The 19,351-nt window shown below is 39.2% G+C and carries 14 protein-coding genes; 2 read left to right on the top strand and 12 right to left on the bottom strand.

Features of this window, described 5'->3' with window-relative positions:
• Nucleotides 1-17: 17 nt before the first annotated feature.
• The 3 genes from H5160_RS12210 to H5160_RS12200 form a co-directional block, all read right to left on the bottom strand.
• Nucleotides 18-896, bottom strand: coding sequence for a transglutaminase family protein (locus tag H5160_RS12210; RefSeq protein WP_182737618.1), 879 nt, complete (start codon nucleotides 894-896; stop codon nucleotides 18-20).
• A complete protein-coding gene (locus H5160_RS12205) occupies nucleotides 893-3,412 on the bottom strand; it encodes a circularly permuted type 2 ATP-grasp protein (protein WP_182737616.1) in 2,520 nt (839 codons plus the stop codon). Before H5160_RS12205 ends, H5160_RS12210 begins: the two co-directional genes overlap by 4 nt.
• 112 nt (nucleotides 3,413-3,524) lie before the next feature.
• Nucleotides 3,525-6,836: a DUF2126 domain-containing protein gene (locus H5160_RS12200; RefSeq protein ID WP_182737614.1), complete on the bottom strand. Its 3,312-nt coding sequence runs from the start codon at nucleotides 6,834-6,836 to the stop codon at nucleotides 3,525-3,527.
• A 1,018-nt stretch (nucleotides 6,837-7,854) separates the two neighbouring features.
• Between H5160_RS12200 and H5160_RS12195 the strand changes: the two genes are divergently transcribed.
• On the top strand, nucleotides 7,855-8,628 hold the full coding sequence (locus tag H5160_RS12195) for an SHOCT domain-containing protein (protein ID WP_182716372.1): 774 nt from the start codon (nucleotides 7,855-7,857) through the stop codon (nucleotides 8,626-8,628).
• A gap of 69 nt (nucleotides 8,629-8,697) precedes the next feature.
• Entirely contained in the window at nucleotides 8,698-9,867 is a 1,170-nt protein-coding gene (locus tag H5160_RS12190) for a putative zinc-binding metallopeptidase (protein ID WP_182737613.1), read from the top strand.
• 143 nt (nucleotides 9,868-10,010) lie between these two features.
• On the opposite strand, the gene H5160_RS12185 is transcribed toward H5160_RS12190, so the two are convergent.
• The 9 genes from H5160_RS12185 to H5160_RS12145 form a co-directional block, all read right to left on the bottom strand.
• A complete protein-coding gene (locus H5160_RS12185) occupies nucleotides 10,011-11,330 on the bottom strand; it encodes a hypothetical protein (RefSeq protein ID WP_182737611.1) in 1,320 nt (439 codons plus the stop codon).
• A 127-nt stretch (nucleotides 11,331-11,457) separates the two neighbouring features.
• The gene (gene moaE, locus H5160_RS12180; protein WP_182737609.1) at nucleotides 11,458-11,916 is read right to left on the bottom strand and encodes a molybdopterin synthase catalytic subunit MoaE; all 459 of its coding nucleotides are present in this window, start codon (nucleotides 11,914-11,916) and stop codon (nucleotides 11,458-11,460) included.
• Nucleotides 11,916-12,215: a MoaD/ThiS family protein gene (locus tag H5160_RS12175; RefSeq protein ID WP_182737607.1), complete on the bottom strand. Its 300-nt coding sequence runs from the start codon at nucleotides 12,213-12,215 to the stop codon at nucleotides 11,916-11,918. The genes moaE and H5160_RS12175 overlap by 1 nt, the downstream gene beginning before the upstream one ends.
• The gene (moaC, locus tag H5160_RS12170; protein WP_007375236.1) at nucleotides 12,193-12,663 is read right to left on the bottom strand and encodes a cyclic pyranopterin monophosphate synthase MoaC; all 471 of its coding nucleotides are present in this window, start codon (nucleotides 12,661-12,663) and stop codon (nucleotides 12,193-12,195) included. The genes H5160_RS12175 and moaC overlap by 23 nt, the downstream gene beginning before the upstream one ends.
• A 1-nt stretch (nucleotide 12,664) precedes the next feature.
• Nucleotides 12,665-13,204 carry a molybdenum cofactor biosynthesis protein B gene (moaB, locus tag H5160_RS12165; protein WP_182695790.1) on the bottom strand — a complete coding sequence of 180 codons (540 nt, stop codon included), beginning with the start codon at nucleotides 13,202-13,204 and terminating at the stop codon, nucleotides 12,665-12,667.
• Nucleotides 13,201-13,875: a molybdenum cofactor guanylyltransferase gene (locus H5160_RS12160; RefSeq protein ID WP_404936234.1), complete on the bottom strand. Its 675-nt coding sequence runs from the start codon at nucleotides 13,873-13,875 to the stop codon at nucleotides 13,201-13,203. The genes moaB and H5160_RS12160 overlap by 4 nt, the downstream gene beginning before the upstream one ends.
• 25 nt (nucleotides 13,876-13,900) lie before the next feature.
• On the bottom strand, nucleotides 13,901-14,872 hold the full coding sequence (gene moaA / locus H5160_RS12155) for a GTP 3',8-cyclase MoaA (RefSeq protein ID WP_182737604.1): 972 nt from the start codon (nucleotides 14,870-14,872) through the stop codon (nucleotides 13,901-13,903).
• A gap of 16 nt (nucleotides 14,873-14,888) precedes the next feature.
• Nucleotides 14,889-17,585: a nitrate reductase gene (locus H5160_RS12150; protein WP_182737602.1), complete on the bottom strand. Its 2,697-nt coding sequence runs from the start codon at nucleotides 17,583-17,585 to the stop codon at nucleotides 14,889-14,891.
• A gap of 26 nt (nucleotides 17,586-17,611) precedes the next feature.
• Nucleotides 17,612-19,135, bottom strand: a complete 1,524-nt coding sequence (locus H5160_RS12145) for an FAD-dependent oxidoreductase (protein WP_182737600.1) — start codon at nucleotides 19,133-19,135, stop codon at nucleotides 17,612-17,614.
• Nucleotides 19,136-19,351: the final 216 nt, after the last annotated feature.

Raw genomic sequence — 19,351 nt, 5'->3', positions numbered from 1 at the left:
ATGACGTAGTTAAACTGCTATTCCATTCGAATCATATCAACCGCTACATCAAGCAATTGACTACCGCCACCAAATACCACTCCTTTTAAAGGAGTTACGTCAGAAAAGTCTCGCCCTACGGCTAGAGTAATATGCTGATCGCGTGGTAAAACATTATTTGTTGGATCAAAATCAACCCAGCCAAAGTTTGGCACAAATACCGCAAACCATGCATGAGTTGCATCTGCACCTTCTAGCTTTTCTTCGCCTTCTGGCGGCATGGTTTCTATGTACCCACTTACGTATCGACCTGCTAACCCTACGCTGCGTAAGCATGCAAGCGCAAAGTGTGCAAAGTCTTGGCAAACGCCCCTTTTTTGTGCAAAAACAGTGCTCAAAGGCGTACTAATTGTTGTAAAACCAGGATCATAATGAAATTCATGAAAAATCCGTGCCATTAAATCTGTGCACGCAGAAATTATATTTTTGTGTGCATCAAACGAAATTAATGCGTATTCCTTAATTCCTTTATCTATTGGAATAAGCTGTGAAGGTAGTACAAATTCAGACGTTTTTAATAATTCCGCCGTATTTGGTTTAACCAATAAATCACGTACTTTTCGCCAAGCAATATCAACACTCTCTAAATTGCTATTAGCGCCGACTAACAGTTCTACCTCGCTGATCATCGTTACTTTAAGTTTTTTATGCTGTATTGCTATTTCAAACGCTGTTACCTGATTATTAAAATAATCAGTAAATGTTTGTAAGTAAGTCGGAGTAGGTTCAATTTCTATACGACTACTGTGGCATATTTGCCCGCGATTCGTTTTTGGCGTTAATCGCGCTTGGTTTTGACACAAACTAACAAAGTCTGAATAGTTGTATGTAGTCGAGTGCTTTATTTTATATTTCACGATTGAGCTTGCTCAATATTAGTCCAGTTCAATTTATTTGCCGTTTGGGTATGAGAAAAATACTGTAGTAATAATACATCACAAAATGTATCTAAGTTCATACGCGTATTATGGTTAAATTCGATTAACTGGTTACGTTGTCTATTTTCACTTTTTTGTAGGTAATCTTTCTCAGTTACATAACAACTTGTTTTAGATAGTAAAATTGCTTTTTCGTGTGCCGCAATCACACCTTGTCTGCGTTTTGTGGGTAAATGCTTACACAACTTATTAATTTCCTCTAACTGAAATAATAAAGAACGTGGGTATTCAGCATCTAAAAGTAATAGCTCAAGTCCTGTACCAATGGTTTGATACATTCTGTATCGGCGCTTATGCGTAACTAAACTAACTTGGCAACTTAGTACTGCTTCAAGTAAGCCAAGCTCTTCGGGCTCGTCTAACTCTTTGGTTAATAAAGCCGCACTTAATGATGTTATTTGTAAGCTACGCTCTACTCTTCTGCCCATTTCGAGTAAAAACCAGCCATTACTATTTGGCATACAATCTGTAATCGAGCCATTAAAAGCCATAATTGAGCCTATAACTCTATCTAGGCTGCTTTGCATTGCACGCGTTGGAATATTAATATTTACATTTTTAAATACTTTAATTTGCTCATTAATATCATCAATTATTCGGCGGCTATCATGAGATAGTAATTCTTGAATTTGCACCGACGCATTAGCAATGTACTTTAATGTATTAATAATACTGCCAGCGCATTGCTCGTCTGCAAGGAGTTGAAAAGCAGTTTCTTTAGACAGATTTACATCAATGCCATCTAGTTTTAAATCAGGTTCTATATAGGGATAAACAATATATTGCGACCTAATGGCATTAGAAAGCCGTGCAACTATACTTTTTCGTATTGAATCTGGGTAAACAGAAAATTCGGTGTACTTGTCTATAAAAATACGCAATATACGTATGGTATTTTCGCAGCGTTCTAAGTATCGGCCCAACCAAAAAAGGTGCTCAGCCGTACGGCTCGAAATAACCCCTTCGAGTAGCGTTACATCCATTCTTTTTCTAATTGGCACCGGTGGATTATGCTCGCCTAAATCAACTCTATCGGCTGTATTTATCCATGTATCTTTGATCCAACCAGATATTCTCGGGTTGTTACTTTTTTCGTTCGAAAAACACAGTGCTGAAGGAAGTACTTCTACGCCATTTTCAGTGGTTAATGCATAGCATCTAAATACCACTGGCTTGGAGATTAATTGCCCGTCATGCCAAAATGGTGCACTGCTAAAAGAAGGTTTTTCTTGGAAAAAGTAATTATCGGGTTCTTTGCTAATAAGTAGCTTTATTTCTTGCTCGTCTAACACTCCATCTAACTTGAGTGTAGGGTCTATAGCAGATAGTAGTTCGAGGTTATTCCAATCAACGGCTTGCGCTTCTTTTACACTTAAATAATTTGGCTCACCTAATAACAGCGGTTGTTTTAAAATTTGCTGCGATAACTTTTCTAAGTTGCACTTTATTGAAGGTGACGAGAGCACACCGCTACCAAACGGGTTTAAAACCTTAACCGACCCTTGTCGTACCGATTGTAATAAGCCCGGAATACCATGAAGTGAATATTCAGTTTGCTCTAAAGAGTCAATACAACGATCAGAAACCCAGCGTAAAATGACATTAATTTTACCCAAGCCTTGTAACGATTTTAAACAAACGTCACCACCACGTACGGTTAAGTCGGCGCTTTGTACTAATGTGTAGCCAAAGTAGGTAGATAGGAATGCATGCTCGTTGTAGTTAGGGTCATCAATTCCTTGGGTGAGAATTACAATGCGTGGGTCATCCATATAGTGGGTATATTCATTAATACCCTCTTGGAATAGGTTTAAAAACTCTTTAATTTGCTGAACATTACATTCTGCAAATTCTTCAGCCATTACACGCCTTGCAATAATACGGCTTTTAATTAATAGCCCTAAGCCCAGCGGGCACTGGCAATGATCGCTTAATACTTTAAATTCGCCTGTTGGCGTGCGGTAAACATCTAATGCTGTAAAAAAAAGTGTTAATTCGTTACTAGGTAAACTAAAACCTTCGCGTAAGTAATTAGGGTCTTGAAAAAGCTGCTTTGCAGGAATATGGCCATCAACTAATAGAGTTTGGTCACCGTAAATATCTTGCTGAATTTTATTTAATAGAAGGGTTCTTTGTTTTATTCCCTCTTCGAGCAAGGTCCAATCAGCTTTTGATAACATAAAAGGCAACGGGTCGAAGTGCCATTGCTTATTACTTTCATTTTTAATATTGCCATTTTGTAGTAATTGGCTAATTTCTGTAGCGCGGCTACTAACATCATCTGCTGTTAGGCTAGCTAAACGCTTAAATAAAGTATCCCAATGTTCTGGGTTTAAACCACTGTGGTTTGCTAGTTCATCATGTCCATGTGATTTATCAAGGTATAAAGACAACCACTCAGGCAATTCCGGCATCGCGTTATTGTTAATATACAAGCTGAAATTGCTCCAATTTATAGTAAATAGCCGTGTTCATAATGATGCTTTAAAAATATTTAGTCATTCCACTTTAAATAATTTCAAAGTGGAATGACACAACTATCAATTATTATTTAAAGTTAGGCTGCCTGCGTAAATCCAAGGTATTTGGATAATCAGGATTACTACTTTCTTCATCAGGTACCACGTATTCACTTGCGCTTTGCGCCGATTGAAAACTATGCGTAACCGCCGATGGGCTCCAGCTTGGTTCTGCTGATGCAAGTAAAGATGGTGTATGCCCATGCTCCCAAAATCTTGCAACTCTGCGCCCTTCAGCTTCAAATGCATTAACCGGTAGCGTTTCAGGATTACGACCCCCAGCATGGCTCACATGATATACAAAGCCTCCAACTGAACGACCTTCCCACGTATCGATTAAATCAAAAACTAATGGAGCATGTACGCCAATAGTTGGGTGAAGCGCTGTAGGTGGTTGCCAAGCTCTATATCGTATACCCGCGACCATTTCATCTTTTGCTTTACCTTTAACCGGTTTAAGCGGCACTCTTCGACCATTACACGTTACAACATAGCGATCGCTCATTGCTCCTTGTACTTTTATTTGCACTCTTTCTAATGACGAATCTACATAGCGCGCCGTACCCGACGCACTTGCCTCTTCGCCTAGTACATGCCAAGGCTCGATTGCGGTTCTAAGCTCAAGTGTAACGTTATCAAGTTCTCGCGTGCCACATACCGGAAACCTAAATTCAAAAAATGGATTTAACCAACTTAACTGAAATTGAAAACCTGCTTGTTGTAAATCGCGGCTTACTTCAGCTAAATCGTTTTCTACATATTGTGGTAATAAAAACTTATCGTGTAACTCAGTACCCCAACGTATTAATGGCTTGTGGTAAGGTTTTTTCCAAAACCAAGCAAGTAAAGTACGCAACAGTAGCATTTGCACTAAACTCATTTGTGAATGTGGAGGCATTTCAAAGCCTCTAAATTCTACAATCCCTAAACGACCTGTGGCTGAATCGGGTGAATAGAGCTTATCTATACAAAATTCTGCTCTGTGTGTATTACCCGTTAAATCCACCAATAAATTACGCAGTAACCTATCAACTAACCAAGGCTCAGGCACCTCACCTTCGGGCATATGTGAGAAAGCAATTTCTAGCTCGTATAAAACTTCATCACGGGCTTCATCCACTCGCGGTGCTTGGCTTGTAGGACCAATAAAAAGCCCCGAAAACAAATACGACAAACCAGGATGATGCTGCCAATAGGTAATAAAGCTTCTTAAAATATCGGGTCTGCGTAAAAATGGGCTTTGCTCAGGTGTTTCGCCACCAAGCGTTACGTGGTTACCACCACCAGTACCAGTATGGCGACCATCTGCCATAAACTTATCGGTACCTAATCGGCATTCTTTTGCTAAACCGTATAACGTTGTGGTTCGACTGACTAATTGATCCCACGATGTTGAAGGATGAATATTTACTTCAATAACACCTGGATCTGGCGTTACAGCGTATTTTTCTACGCGGCTATCTTTAGGTGGGCTATAGCCTTCAATAACAAGCGGCATTTTAAGTTCTTTAGCCACACTCTCTATACTACTTATTAAACCCATGTAATGTTCAAAATGACTTGTTGGTGGCATAAATATATATAAACGCCCCTCTCTCACTTCCATTACAAGCGCAGTTTTAACCATTTCTTTACCAATAAAGCCCTTTTTAAGCTTTTTAGCTTTGGTAAAATTTTCTGGAATATCAAACGGGTCGCGGTCAATAATATTGCCGCTCCACTCAAGGCTGTCTAAAGGTAGACGATAACCAAGTGGTGATTCACCCGGTAATAAAAAACAATGACCCCGTTTAAACTCCCACGTACACGACTGCCAACAGTTTTTACTATCGTTCCATTTTAAAGGTAGAACATAGCCAACAGGCTTTTCTATGCCTTTATCCATTTTAGCTAAAAAGCCTTTTCGGCTCATTGCATGGAGAAGTTCTGGTTGATCTGGCTTTATTTCGGTAGGTAATGAGGCTTCTTGCCACATGTGATATAAAATATCTTCATAAGCCGTAGTAAGTGCCTTGGTTTCAAGACCAAGTGAGTCACACAGTTTATCAGCAAACTTTTTAGTATCGGTATGATCAAATTTATAATCTTTATTAGGATCGGCTAATAGTGCAGCATCTTGCCATAAAGGCTCACCATCTTTGCGCCAATAACATGCGTATTGCCAACGTGGTAATGGCTCACCCGGATACCATTTACCTTGTCCGTAATGAGTAAAGCCACCTTTTGTGTATACTTTATTCATTTCTACAAATAAATTTTGAGCTAATATTCTTTTTTCTTTACCATCGGCATCAGTATTCCACTGAGGATGTTCCATATCGTCAATAGAAATAAACGTAGGTTCGCCGCCCATGGTTAAATGTATATTTTCTTCATTATAAACATTGTCAACGTGCTGACCTAAACGGTTAATTGCCGCCCACTGCGCCTCAGAATACGGCTTAGTAACACGTGGGTCTTCGTGTACACGCGTTACTTTATTATAAAAGCTAAACTCAGATTTACAGTCATCTATACCGCCGGTTACCGGCGCTGCCGAGCTTGGCTCTGGCGTACACGCCAATGGAATATGACCTTCACCAGCAAATAAACCCGAGGTAGGATCAAGCCCTATCCAACCTGCACCCGGAATATACACCTCGGTCCATGCATGCAAATCGGTAAAATCTTCTTCTGGACCGCTTGGGCCATCTAGTGATTTTTGATCTGAGGTTAGCTGTACTAGGTAACCCGATACAAATCGAGATGCCAACCCTAAATGACGAAACAATTGTACTAATAACCAAGCAGAATCACGACACGAACCTGTTTTTTTACTTATTGTTTCGTTTGCCGTTTGCACACCGGGTTCTAAACGAATGCCATAACCTACTAATTCATAAATAGCTTGATTAACAGCCACTAAAAAATCAACGCTTCTAAGCGGCTCTTTAGGGTTTAAAGATTCAATTAATTCTTTAAATTTTGGACTGGCTTTGCGTTTTTTTAAATAAGGAGAGAGTTCTGACTTTGAAATAGCATCGTAAACAAACGGGAAGTTTTCGGCGTAATCTTCTAAAAAGAAATCAAAAGGATTAATAACCGTTAGTTCGGCGACCAAATCAACTGTAAAACTAAATTCGGTAGTTGGCTTGTTAAACACCACCCTCGCTTGGTAATTACCAAAAGGGTCTTGTTGCCAATTTATATAATGATCTTCTGGAACTATTTTTAAAGAATAACTTTTAATTTTTGTACGGCTATGTGGCGCTGGACGTAATCGGAATATATGCGGCCCCATATTAACTGACCGGTCGTATTTATACTGAGTATGGTGCGAAATCCCAACTGTAATTGTCATCTATTAATTCCCCTTTAATAATGTATGGCCACAATATAACGCTGAAAATATTATTTGGACTAATTCACTTGTGCAATTTTTATACCAAAAGACTTGCTTAAGTAGTACTGTTCATCCACTCGCGGCTCTTGCACATAGCAACGTTATGCATAAAGGTTTTGACCTAATTAATAGGAAAAACACACCTATTCAATAAATAGTAAACTTAGTGTAATTTAAACCATCAATTTTAGATTTTTAATGGTGCAGAAAACGCACCAAAATAGCGCTTTAAAATAACTTACAATTAAAGCTAATTAATTTAAAATATTGAAATAAAAAAATAAAGTTAATTTTTAAAAATACTTACTCCGTTATTTATAACGCTAAACGGTTATAATTAAAAGTATTTATTTAGAGTTTAAAAATCATTAAAAACAATCATTAAATAGTAAGAAATAGTTCACAATAAAGCTGCTGTTAAAGTAAGTAACGGTGCTATACTAGATCGATTTTTAACCGCTTACGTTACAGTAAAACTAACGATCTCGATGAGATAAAACAAGCAACTTTAATACATAGATGCTTACTTTAAAGATTAGTTTTGCAGTGGTGTGTTTTAATTTCAAACAAAACAGAACACGTCCAATTTGAAAAACCAGCACACCTCACTAACCTGTTAATTTTTCATTATCATCAAAGCTAAAGGTAATGCAGCACTAGGGCGTGTTGTTCTTTGGTGGTTGAATTTACAGCAGTGCGTTTGGTATTTAAGCAAGGCAGAGTCTATGATGTGTGGTTGTTCCCCATACATAGGCGATAACGCAGCATAAATGCCAAACATGCGCTGCCCCTGGGTTCTTTCTAGGGACGATTGACTCTTTGTTGCTCGGTTTTTACTTAGCCCACTAGGTTACAAACCTCGCGCCGCGATTAAATCGCCCCTAGATTGAACAAATTTCAATCCCAAAAATCAACACGCCCTAGCGTATTTAAGATTTTTTAAATCAACCCAATCTACCTAATAGGATATTCTCTTATGCAAAAGCTAACAGATGTCGGTGAAAACTTAGTTAATGGTATAGCATCTCGTTATAACCTCAGTCACGATGCAGTAATTCACATGTTAGTTAGCGTTAATAACGGCGGTTGCTCAATGGCACAGTTTAATTGCCCAGAACTTGGTGGTTCTGGTCAATGGATGCGTGGCGGAATGACAATGGTTGGCGACATGTTTAACAACGGTTTAAAATCAACCGTTGATAACTTGTGCAACGAACTTGCTAATATATTGAGCAATAACCAAATATTTCCGGTTATTCCTGTAGGATCGCCTGGCAGCAATCAGTGGTGGCCAGGTAATCTAGGCAGCCCATTTAGCAGTGGTGCGCAAAATAATATTCGCTACGCTATATTCCCTAATCGCTTAGCCGTTGAATTAAATGGACAAGTGAGCGTATACGACACGTTAGATCATAATATTGGTGGTGTAAGCCAACAGCAAGGCAATAATACCTCTCTTACATTTAACAGTCAGTGGGGGACAATTAATGTAAATACCCTGCCATTAATTTCAGGGCAAACGCCAACGCCTCCAGAACCACAAAAAGATTTTACGCAGCAAGTAACGCAGCCGAATTTTGCATCGTCAACACCAAACCAAGTTGAAGCACCGGCTAATAATACTGTGGGGCAATACTCGGTAGACGAAACACTTCAAATTATTGAAAAGTTAGCACAACTTCGCGACTCTAATGCGTTGAGTGATGATGAATTTAATATTAAAAAGTCTGAACTTTTAAAAAGGATTTAACCACTATCCTCCAATAGCATAGCGCTAAGTAAAAGTGGTTTATACGGTCTCTTTTTTATTCGGTAACATATGAAAACATTTAAATGTAATTGCACAGATCAACTTATTTTATTTTTTGAAAGCAGCCATTGTTTGGCTTGCGGCAGAACCGTGGGTATTGATGATGAGTTCGACCAAGTTGAACCCTATGAAATTGATGAGCAATCGGGGTTATTTTACAAAGCAGAAGCGCCTGAAGTTTTTTATAAAAAATGTGATAACAACGCTCAGTATCACGTATGCAATGGTATGGTTAATTTAGACACATTTATACCTGTTGCCGATAAAGACGAAGTGCTGTGTTTTTCGTGCCGCTTTAATGAAACGGTGCCCGATTTAAGTATTGTTGAACATATTCCATTATGGAAAAAAATGGAGACAGCAAAACGTCGCGCTTTGTATACATTAAAATCATTATCACTCCCTTTAAATACCACGATTCAAGAACCTGAAAGCGGATTAAGCTTCGATTTTATAGCAGACCGTAACGTAAGCGATCACTTTGTAAGCCCTATTATAGGTCAAGACGTTGTATTTACAGGACACGATTGCGGGCATATCACTATAAACCTAGCTGAAGCAGACGACGTAGCACGCTCTCAAGCTAAAATAGCAATGGGCGAGCGTTACCGTACTTTACTTGGCCATTTTCGCCATGAACTCGGTCATTATTATTTTGATCAACTAATCGCAAATTCATCAAAAAAACATGCTTTATGTAAGCAATATTTTGGTGATGACGAATTAGATTACCAGCAAGCGCTCGATACTCATTACAAGCAAGGCGCGCCAGCTAACTGGCATGAAACCTTTATCAGTGAATACGCTACTATGCACCCTTATGAAGACTGGGCGGAAACATGGGCGCATTACATGCATATTATCGATACTTTAGAAACAGCCAAAAACTTTTCAATTACAGGCTCAACAACAGGTAATGAGTTTGAATTAGATGAAGCAGACGAGCTTAGATTGCCACAAAGTGCATATTACTTTAATTCACAAACATCGATTGATGCTATTTTAGATACTTGGATGGAATTTTCGATCATTCTAAATTCACTAAATCGCAGCATGGGACTTGCCGATGCCTACCCATTTGTACTAACTCAAGCGGTGCGAACTAAGTTATCTTTCATCCATCATGCTATCCATAACAGGCTCAATTTAATGCCTGATTTGAGCAATGGAAAAGTGTAATAAAATAAGTTCAGTCCAAAAAACATTTTAATAAAGAGCCATTTATTCTTGCTATGACTTTTCATGCATAGGTAAGTGGCTTTTTTATGATGAGCAAAAAGCCGTAAAAATAGTATATCCCCTACTTTCTCGCTGAAGCTTTGTTAGTTTGTCACAGCGAGGTTATTCTTAAGTCGACTTATAATTTTTTCTTGGTAAATACTAACTGTAGAAAACTTTTGTATTGAAACAAATAAGTCAGTTAGTTTTTCGTTTGATATATCAGTGATATTAATCCCTTTATATATAATAGGTGCATTATTTTGTCTGGTTAGATTATTCGACAGTAAAATATTCAATTTTACTGTACGTGCTAACTCTTCTTGATATAGAAAAAATTCTCTTAAATGTGTGCTAACAATATTGGCTGGTTTTGATCTGTCTATCATTAAAATTTCGTCAATTAGTCGATTTAACCTGCTGCGAGACTCTATTGCTTCGTCGAGAATATCTAACCAATTAAGTTCGCTATTTGATAGTAAAGCTAGAAAATATACCGTACGTGCTTTATTGTAATTAATAAAACCAGGCCACATAACATCTTCGCTAGATACTTTAAGTGCTTTATCGAACTGCTCAGCGGCAGATTTAAGATACATACTTATTTCTTCAAGTATTGATGGTTCTATAGTGTTAATATTTTTTTGAGCCAATTCTAAACCATCAATAGACAAAATATCTACAGAGTTCATATTTAGCGACTCTCGCAGCAAATGCATGCCTTTTTTGTTGTAATACAAACCTAGGTAATTATGGTAAATGGTTTTTGTCACTGGATTACGAAGAATTGGACCTCTGACATGAAGTAAGTCTGCATGAATATTAAAATTATCATCAGCCACAAAACTTTGGTAAGACACAACAGCTTTAAATAGCTTTATTGTTTCCGTTATTTGGATTGAATTACCTTTACTTACCGAGTGCAATATTTCACAGCGCCTATCAACTTCTGACAAAATTGTATCCATACGCTTTTTATAAAGTACTTTGTTAGTTTCTGATGCATTAAAAACAGCTGGGAATAAAACAATTAGGTCGATTACATATTGCAGAGTATCGGCAAAGAGAACGGCGGTTTCTGACTCTTTTTTTAGTTTATGCTCAATAGAGTCAAAAATCTCTTTCTCTAGTGTATTTTCATCTTGGGACTTAAACTGATTAATTAACTCTGGAAGTGAGGTTACGTAATTTTCATTATCTAAAATGTTACCTTCCATTTTACTAATGTTATTTACACTATCAATTGACGTATATGTTCTAACAGTAATAAATAAAGCTAATACGGCTATACAAAAGCTTACTGTTGATATGGTGAAGCTTAGTAAATCTTTACCTTCTTTTAAATCATATACCCATACAGCAAGAAAGGCTGAAAGTAGAACAAGTAATAATATTGTAAAATATAACATTTTTGATGTGCGCATATGTCTTCCAGACTTGGGTCGAGCTAACAATCTAATATTGCTGATTTATAACACGAAAAACGCAGACTTCACACGCAAACTGAGAGCTATATAACCTCTGTAGAGCACAAGTAATGAAATATCTGCATCACTTTTCCCACTTATCCAGCGCTTGTTTGTCACTTTGTTTAAACTCAACCCAATTTGATGAGTCTTTAAAGTGCTCTTTTTTCCAAAACGTGGCGTGGTTTTTTAAGTAATCCATAATAAATTGTACGCCTTCGAACGCGGCTTGGCGATGGCGGGACGTTACGCCTACAAATACAATTTGCTCGCCAAGTGCTAAGTAACCAACGCGGTGAATAATACATATTCGCGCCAGTTGCCAGCGAGTTTGTGCTTGCTCTGCAATAGATTGAAGGAGTTGCTCGGTCATACCAGGGTAGTGTTCAAGCTCAAGTGCAATAACGTTATCGCCACTGCTGAACTCTCTTACCAAACCTGTGAAGGTGACAACAGCGCCATCGCTTTTATTATTACTACAAAGCGTATTGTGCTCGTCACCTACATTAAAATCATCGGTTTGTACTTGAATATGTATGCTCATTAGCCACCTGTAACCGGCGGGAAAAAGGCAAGCTCATCCCCTGCTTTCACTATTTCGTCGCTTGATGACATAGTTTGGTTAAGCGCTGCAAGTAGCTCACGCTCTTCCAGCCACGGTTGCCAGTGCGGGTATTGACTCACTAATTTTAATTTAAGCTCTGAAATACTAAGCGGCTGCGTAATCTCAAGACTTAATTTACTGCACTTTAACCGCTCTTTTAGTTGCCCAAAAAACAATAACTCTACTTTCCCGGCGCTAGATATTGCATCGTTTGGATTAATCGCGTTGCCAACTACCATTTTTGCCCCCTGCTTTTTGAGTAACGCGCATGCCGCTAATTTCCATTAGTGGGTCGGCTGCTTTACACATATCAAACAAAGTAAGGCTAGCCACAGATACCGCTGTTAACGCTTCCATTTCAACCCCCGTTTTACCTGCAAGTTTGCAGTAGCTGGTTATTTTAATTTGGCTGTTTGCTTCATCAAGTTCAAAATCAACAGCGACTTTACTAAGTGCAAGCGGATGACAAAGCGGAATTAAATCAGCGCATTTTTTAGCGCCTTGAATACCTGCAATGCGTGCCACGCCTAACACATCACCCTTTTTGTTTTGATTAAGCATTACTTGTTCAAAGGCAAGCTTGCTCATGCTAATAAATGCTTCAGCTGAGGCATCGCGCAAGGTTACGTCTTTGAGCGATACATCAACCATATTCGCTTGGCCGTTTTCGTCAACGTGACTCAACATACTATTGCTCACGCGATTCACACTTTTTACCAATGGTAATGTGCGGTACAAAGTTACACGGTTTATGCATTGAGTTAAGTTGATCTTTTATTATGCCTGTCCACGCAGTTTTACATGCGCCTGTAGAGCCTGGCATACAAAAAATAACGGTGTTATTAGCAAGTCCTGCCAATGCACGAGATTGAATAGTAGAGTTACCAATTTCGCCGTACGATATGTGCCTAAATAGCTCACCAAAACCGTCTACGCTTTTATCAAACAGCGGCGCAAATGCCTCTGGTGTTGAATCGCGCTCAGTAAAACCTGTACCGCCAGTCACTAAAATAGCATGAATGGTGTCATCGGCTATCCACTGCGATGCCACTGCACGCATTTGGTAAACGTCATCTTTAACTATGTCTTTATCAGCTAAGTGATGACCAGCTTCAGTTAGCGCTTTAATTAAGTAATGACCAGAAGTATCGGTAATCGCATCGCGTGTATCGCTTACCGTCATTACGGCAATGTTTAATGCTATTTGTGACTCAGTTGTGTGACTCATAATGTTCTTCTTAATTGATTAATGCTTTGGTCAAAATGCTCATTTACAGCTTTAAATTGCGCCGGCGTATTGGTGTTTATTAATGCATGCGTTTTATTACATAAAAGCGTTTGCACACCAATACTTTGGGTAAACTGTTTTATTGACTTATGACTGTTTGCGTTTGTGAGTATGTGTTTTAAATGATTTTTTACACTGCTTGTATTACGAATATACAGCGGTAGTGGTTCATTTTCAAAGTGCCAAGCATGTATTTGTGACTGATTTAATTGATTGCTCACACTTTGTACTTTATTTGACTGAGAAGCCAGCACAATTGTGCTTAACAAACTACTCGTTAGTAGAGGCATATCTACCGCAGTAATAAGTAAGTCATACTCGGTGGCTATTAATGTTGAGTAAATACCGCCAAGGGGTCCACTATTTGGGTATATATCTTTAACGTACTTTTCTGAAGGATAATCGCTCGAAGAATATTGGCTCGATGATTTAACTGGATTTGTAACGTTGCGGCTTATTAGTATGTTTTTAGCGCCTACGTCTTTTAATAAATCACACGCATTGTGCAATAGCGTTTTATTTTTTAAAACTAAATCGGCTTTGTCTGTGCCCATTCTTGATGACTTACCACCAGCAAGCACAACGCCTGTAAAATCTCGCTTAACTTTCATATTAGATTTTATATTAGCTTCCATATTAGCCGCCTAACATGGCTAAGTGAGTTGTCGCACCTGTTAAGCGTTTATCCAGCTCATGGCTTATTTCTTTATTGCCCATAGCGGCTCGAATTGCCTTTACGGTCGCTGCAGTATCGTCCTCGTTGAGTAGTTCGCGTAAATCTATACCTTGCTCTGCAAATAAACATAAGTGTAATTTACCCAGCGCCGACACCCTTAAGCGATTACAACTTTTACAAAAGTCTTTACTGTACGGCATTATTAAACCAATACGACCATCGTAATTAGGATGACAAAATTCCTCAGCGGGTCCATTTAATTTCCCCCTAACGACTTGTAACCAACCTTGGTCGAGTAATTGGGCTTTAACCGTTTGCCCACTTAAGTGGTTTTCTTCAAAAAATTTTGCGCCGTCACCAGTTTCCATTAATTCTATAAAGCGCACTGTAACTTTGTGGTGTTTTACCCACGCTAAAAAATCCTTCAATTGGTTTTTATTAAACTGCTTGGCAAGCACTGCATTTATTTTTATATCTTTTATGCCCAGATCTACCGCGCGTTCAATCCCTTTTAAAATAAGGTTAAGTTTGTCGTGCCCTGTTATGAGTTTAAACATACTCGGATTTAAGCTATCAATACTGACATTAAGCGCATCAAGCCCTGCCTCAGCAAATTCATCAATTTTCTTTAATAAATTAAACCCGTTGGTAGTAATGGCTACTTTTTCTATGCCAGGTGTATTTTTACAGAGTTTTATAATATCGGTTACGTCGTTTCGCAAGCACGGTTCGCCACCTGTAATGCGTACTTTTTTAGTACCTAGCTCTGCAAACGCATTTACTAGCGTGCTAATTTCGTTTTTATTTAAAAAATTACGCGGCGTATCGCACTGATACCCGTTTGGTAAACAATAACTACAACTAAAATTACATACATCAGTTATTGAGAGGCGCAAATAGTTAAACTGCCGACCAAATTGATCATTAAGCATATGCTTCCTTGTTTGTTTACATTTCAACCGCAACATCAATGCTGCTAGAACCGGCTTTGTAATGTTGTTTTATTAATTGGCTTAATTGCGTTTTACACGAACCGCAGTTCGTCCCACATTTAAGTTCAGACCCCAATTGCTCGACTGTGTTTGCACCGTTTTTAATGCCGTTTATAATTGGCTGCTCTCTTACTTTAAAGCAGCTACACACTTGCACGCCTTGGGTAAATTCTTCATCGGGGGTTGCATAAAGCAAAGACTGTAACTGTGTAAAGGTCAGTAATGGCTCTGCAAATAAATGGTTTATCCACTCAAGTGATATTTCTTTTTGCTCGTTAGAAATAACACCAACAAACGCTAATTTATCGTTTTGAATACACTGCACATGCATGGCTTTTGCCGTGTTCATAGCCGACCACTGCCCTTGTAAACCGGTTAAGGTTTGGCAGAAATACAGTAAATCACTTTGTGGCTCATTAAGCGCCAATTGGTAATTAAAGCAATTGCTTGCATTAACTTTGAGCCAAAAATCACTGTTTATAACAAGTTCGTTTTTAGCAAACAGCTGCATATATTGCACAAAGGGTGCTTTAACTATATTAACAGCACCGTGTTTGCACTCAGCCTGACCAGATAGAGGGTCAACTACCGATTGATACAACCCACTTACTGTTGCTGATGACGCAAATTGCTTATTCCAATGAATAGGCATAAAGCATTCACCTTTGCGCACGGCATCGGTTACTTTTGCATGCGCGGTAACCTGCCCAGTTAGGGCAATTGCACTTATTAAATCGTTTTGTTTAATTGCTAATTTACTGGCATCAAGCGGATTAATTTCAATATAAGGGCGTGTAATATGCGATGAAAGCGCAGTGCTTTTACCCGTGCGGCTCATGGTATGCCATTGGTCGCGTATACGCCCTGAGTTCATTACAAACGGATAATCATTTGATGTTTTTTGCACCGGTAATTGCGGCGTTATAGGTATAAAACGCGCTTTTTTATCAGCGGTGCTAAATTGGTTATTTGTAAAAACCTGACCATTTTTATAAGGCTCGTTTTTAACAACAGGCCACATAATGGGTTTTAAATTATCATACTGATTTTGTGTGAGCCCAACTAAACCAGAGAGATTTAATAATCGGCTGCCGTTATTTTCAAAGTCGGTTAATTGTGCCCATTCTTCAAAAATGCCACTTGGGTCTGTAAAATCAAACCCTTCAAAGCCCATTTTTTTAGCGACTTCGCACATAATTTGCCAATCGTTTTTAGCTCCTGAATAAGGCGCTACTAAAGGGCGCTGCCTTGATATTCTGCGCTCTGAGTTAGTTACTGTGCCGTTTTTTTCGCCCCATCCGGTTGATGGAAAGGCAACATCGGCAAACTTTAACGTATCACTTTTTGCAATACAGTCAGATACAACCACCAGCTCGCAGTTCTCTAATGCTTTTTTAATAGCGGCGTTATTGGGCAAGCTCACCATTGGGTTTGTTGCCATTATCCACACTGCTTTGATTTTGCCTGCGGCTATTTCATCAAACATATCGATGGCATTACTACCTGCTTTTTTAGCAATAGTTGGCGAGAGCCAAAAGCGTTGTACAAGTGATTGATGCGCTTCGTTTTCAATATCTAAATGCGCCGCTAACTGATTAGCTAAGCCACCGACTTCGCGCCCGCCCATCGCATTGGGTTGCCCCGTAATCGAAAACGGACCACTGCCTGGCTTAAGTAATTTACCTGAGGCTAAATGAGCATTGATAATGGCGTTGCATTTATCTACACCCGAGCTTGATTGATTTATACCCATTGAATAAAAGCTAATCGCACTTGGGCTGTTAGCAAATAGCGCGTAAAACTCAGTGACTTGCTCAATTGCTATATCGCAAAAGTCGCTAACTGCCTCACAGTTCCATTTTTGTGCCTCTTGCAATGCGCTTTCAAAGCCGTTTGTGTGCTGATCAATAAATTGCGTATCGAGGTGGTTATGCTCATTTAAATAATTAAGCAAGCCGTTATAAAGCGCAGCGTCACTGCCTGGTTTTATATTTAAAAATGTGTCGGCAAGCTCAGCGGTGTCGGTTTTGCGCGGATCAATAACCACCACTTTCATATTTGGGTTAAGCTGCTTTGCACGCTCCATTCGCTGATACAAAACCGGATGCGTCCATGCGGCATTAGAGCCAATTAAAATAAGCAGCTCAGTTTGCTCTAAATCCTCGTAGGTACACGGCACTACGTCTTCACCAAAAGCGCGTTTGTAACCTGCCACAGCAGATGACATACACAGGCGCGAATTTGTATCAATATTGCCTGAGCCTATGTAGCCTTTCATTAATTTATTCGCGATGTAGTAATCCTCAGTAAGTAACTGCCCCGATACATAAAAAGCCACAGCATCGGGTCCGTGCTTTTGTATTATGTCGTTAAATTTATTGGCAACATGGTCGGTGGCTTCATCCCACGTAACGGCTTGGTTATTAATAAGGGGCGACGTTAAGCGATTATCACTGCCTGTGGTGTCTAGCAAATGGGTGCCTTTTACACATAAACGACCAAAGTTTGCGGGATGCTCTCGCATGCCTTCAAGCTTGGTTGGCACATTATTAAAAAGTGAAATATCAACACCGCACCCTACACCACAGTAAGCACATGTTGTTTGTTTTAAACTGGTTTTATTTATAGTTGGTGACGTGTTTGCGGTTGTCATACTGCTCTCTTTTAGTGTGCTTTAATTTATGCAGGCTGTTTTACAGGCTCATTAAGGGTAACTACGTTAATAGTGTTACTTGCCTTAGCGAGCGCGCTGTTTATTACATTTTGAACGAGCTTTTCACACCCTCCACAGCCTGTACTGGCTTTGGTGCTTTGCTGCACACTTGCCAAATCTATGCAGCCTTTAGCGACTGTTTGTTCAATGGTGTGTTTAGTTACTTTATGACAAGCGCAAATAATGGCGTCATCAGGCAAGTCATCGGCGCTTAGCTCTGCTATGTCGCCGGCAAGGGGCATAATGAGCGCTTCGGGAGCGGTGGTAAGTTCAATGTCGTTTAAATGATATTGCAGCAAATTGTCGTAATCGCTGGTATCGCCAACAAGTACCGCGCCAATCAGCTTATTACTTTGTGAGTTAGTGACTATTTTTTTATAAATACCATTGGCTTGGTCTTCAAAGTAATAGCTTATTGCGCCTTCGCTGCGTGCATGTGCATCGCCAATAGAGCCTACTTCAACACCCATTAATTTAAGCTTGGTGCTCATATCGGCACCATTAAATTCATCGGCTTTATTGTCTAAGCCAGTACTTTGCAAGGAACCTTGCTGCGTATCTTGTAAAATATGCCCAACTGCTATTTTAGCCATGGCGTAACCGGGTGCCACTAAGCCAAAAATAAAATTATTCCACAGTGCACATTCACCAATAGCGTATATGTTTTTGTCGCTCGTTTGGCAGTGGTTATTAATTACAATACCGCCGCGCTCACCTATCTCTAAATTAAACTCTCGGGCTAAATTATCATAAGGGCGAATACCTGCCGAAAATACAATCATGTCGGTTTCAAGGGTTTTACCGCCCTTAAAACACATTTTGTAACGGCAACTTTCACCTTCTACTACTTCCTCAGTTGCTACAGATGTATGCACAGTAACACCTAAATCTGTAATTTTGTTTTTTAGTAGCCGACCGCCACCAGCATCAACTTGTACACCCATAAGTTGCGGTGCAAATTCTATTACGTGAGTCTGTAAACCCAATTGCTTTAATGCGTTTGCAGCTTCAAGCCCCAGTAAACCGCCACCAATTACCACGCCTACTTTGCTGCCGTGGGCTGAATTTTTTATTGCGTGTAAATCGTTAATGGTGCGATAAACAAGGCAATGCTCGCGATCTTTACCCGGTATAGGCGGTACAAATGGGAATGAACCTGTAGCAAGCACAAGTTTGTCGTATTCAAACAATTCCCCTTTAGCGGTCGTTACAGTTTGGGTATCACGATTTATATCAACCACTTTAGAATGAGTATGAAAGCGTACTTGCCAATCGTCATAGGTTTTATTACATGTAAGTGCGAGGTCGTCTGCGGTTTTGCCTTTAAAAAAAGAGGATAGTTGTACGCGGTCATACGCTAAACGGTCTTCACCGCTAAGTACCGTAATTTCAAATTGCTCATCAGCTTGATTTTGAGAAACTAGCTGTTGCACAAAATGGTGCCCGACCATTCCGTTTCCTACCACTACAACACGCTGCTTGCTTAACATTTACCCACCTTAAAGTGATACCTATTTTAGTAATTGACTAAAATTGAAATCGAATAATTTGTTATAGGTTTGTTATAGCAATATGTAAGCCAAATATATAAGCATTTAAAATCAGCAAGTTGTCTACATTGGTGCAGAGGTGAAAAGCGTAAATCCCCACAAGATGGTGCAATTGCACCATCGTGTGTCGCTATAAATTACAAGTGAATATTAGAA

It is taken from the genome of Pseudoalteromonas sp. SG43-4 (genome assembly GCF_014164325.1).
Lineage (GTDB): Bacteria > Pseudomonadota > Gammaproteobacteria > Enterobacterales > Alteromonadaceae > Pseudoalteromonas > Pseudoalteromonas distincta.
This window is presented reverse-complemented; position numbering and strand designations above follow the sequence as displayed.

Bases quoted from the DNA above. Each gene is read 5' to 3' on its own strand.
- H5160_RS12200 (WP_182737614.1), bottom strand. From the start codon at position 6,836: ATGACAATTACAGTTGGGATTTCGCACCATACTCAGTATAAATACGAC.
- H5160_RS12195 (WP_182716372.1), top strand. From the start codon at position 7,855: ATGCAAAAGCTAACAGATGTCGGTGAAAACTTAGTTAATGGTATAGCA.
- H5160_RS12190 (WP_182737613.1), top strand. From the start codon at position 8,698: ATGAAAACATTTAAATGTAATTGCACAGATCAACTTATTTTATTTTTT.
- H5160_RS12185 (WP_182737611.1), bottom strand. From the start codon at position 11,330: ATGCGCACATCAAAAATGTTATATTTTACAATATTATTACTTGTTCTA.
- moaE (WP_182737609.1), bottom strand. From the start codon at position 11,916: ATGAGCATACATATTCAAGTACAAACCGATGATTTTAATGTAGGTGAC.
- H5160_RS12175 (WP_182737607.1), bottom strand. From the start codon at position 12,215: ATGGTAGTTGGCAACGCGATTAATCCAAACGATGCAATATCTAGCGCC.
- moaC (WP_007375236.1), bottom strand. From the start codon at position 12,663: ATGTTGAGTCACGTTGACGAAAACGGCCAAGCGAATATGGTTGATGTA.
- moaB (WP_182695790.1), bottom strand. From the start codon at position 13,204: ATGAGTCACACAACTGAGTCACAAATAGCATTAAACATTGCCGTAATG.
- H5160_RS12160 (WP_404936234.1), bottom strand. From the start codon at position 13,875: ATGAAAGTTAAGCGAGATTTTACAGGCGTTGTGCTTGCTGGTGGTAAG.
- moaA (WP_182737604.1), bottom strand. From the start codon at position 14,872: ATGCTTAATGATCAATTTGGTCGGCAGTTTAACTATTTGCGCCTCTCA.
- H5160_RS12150 (WP_182737602.1), bottom strand. From the start codon at position 17,585: ATGACAACCGCAAACACGTCACCAACTATAAATAAAACCAGTTTAAAA.
- H5160_RS12145 (WP_182737600.1), bottom strand. From the start codon at position 19,135: ATGTTAAGCAAGCAGCGTGTTGTAGTGGTAGGAAACGGAATGGTCGGG.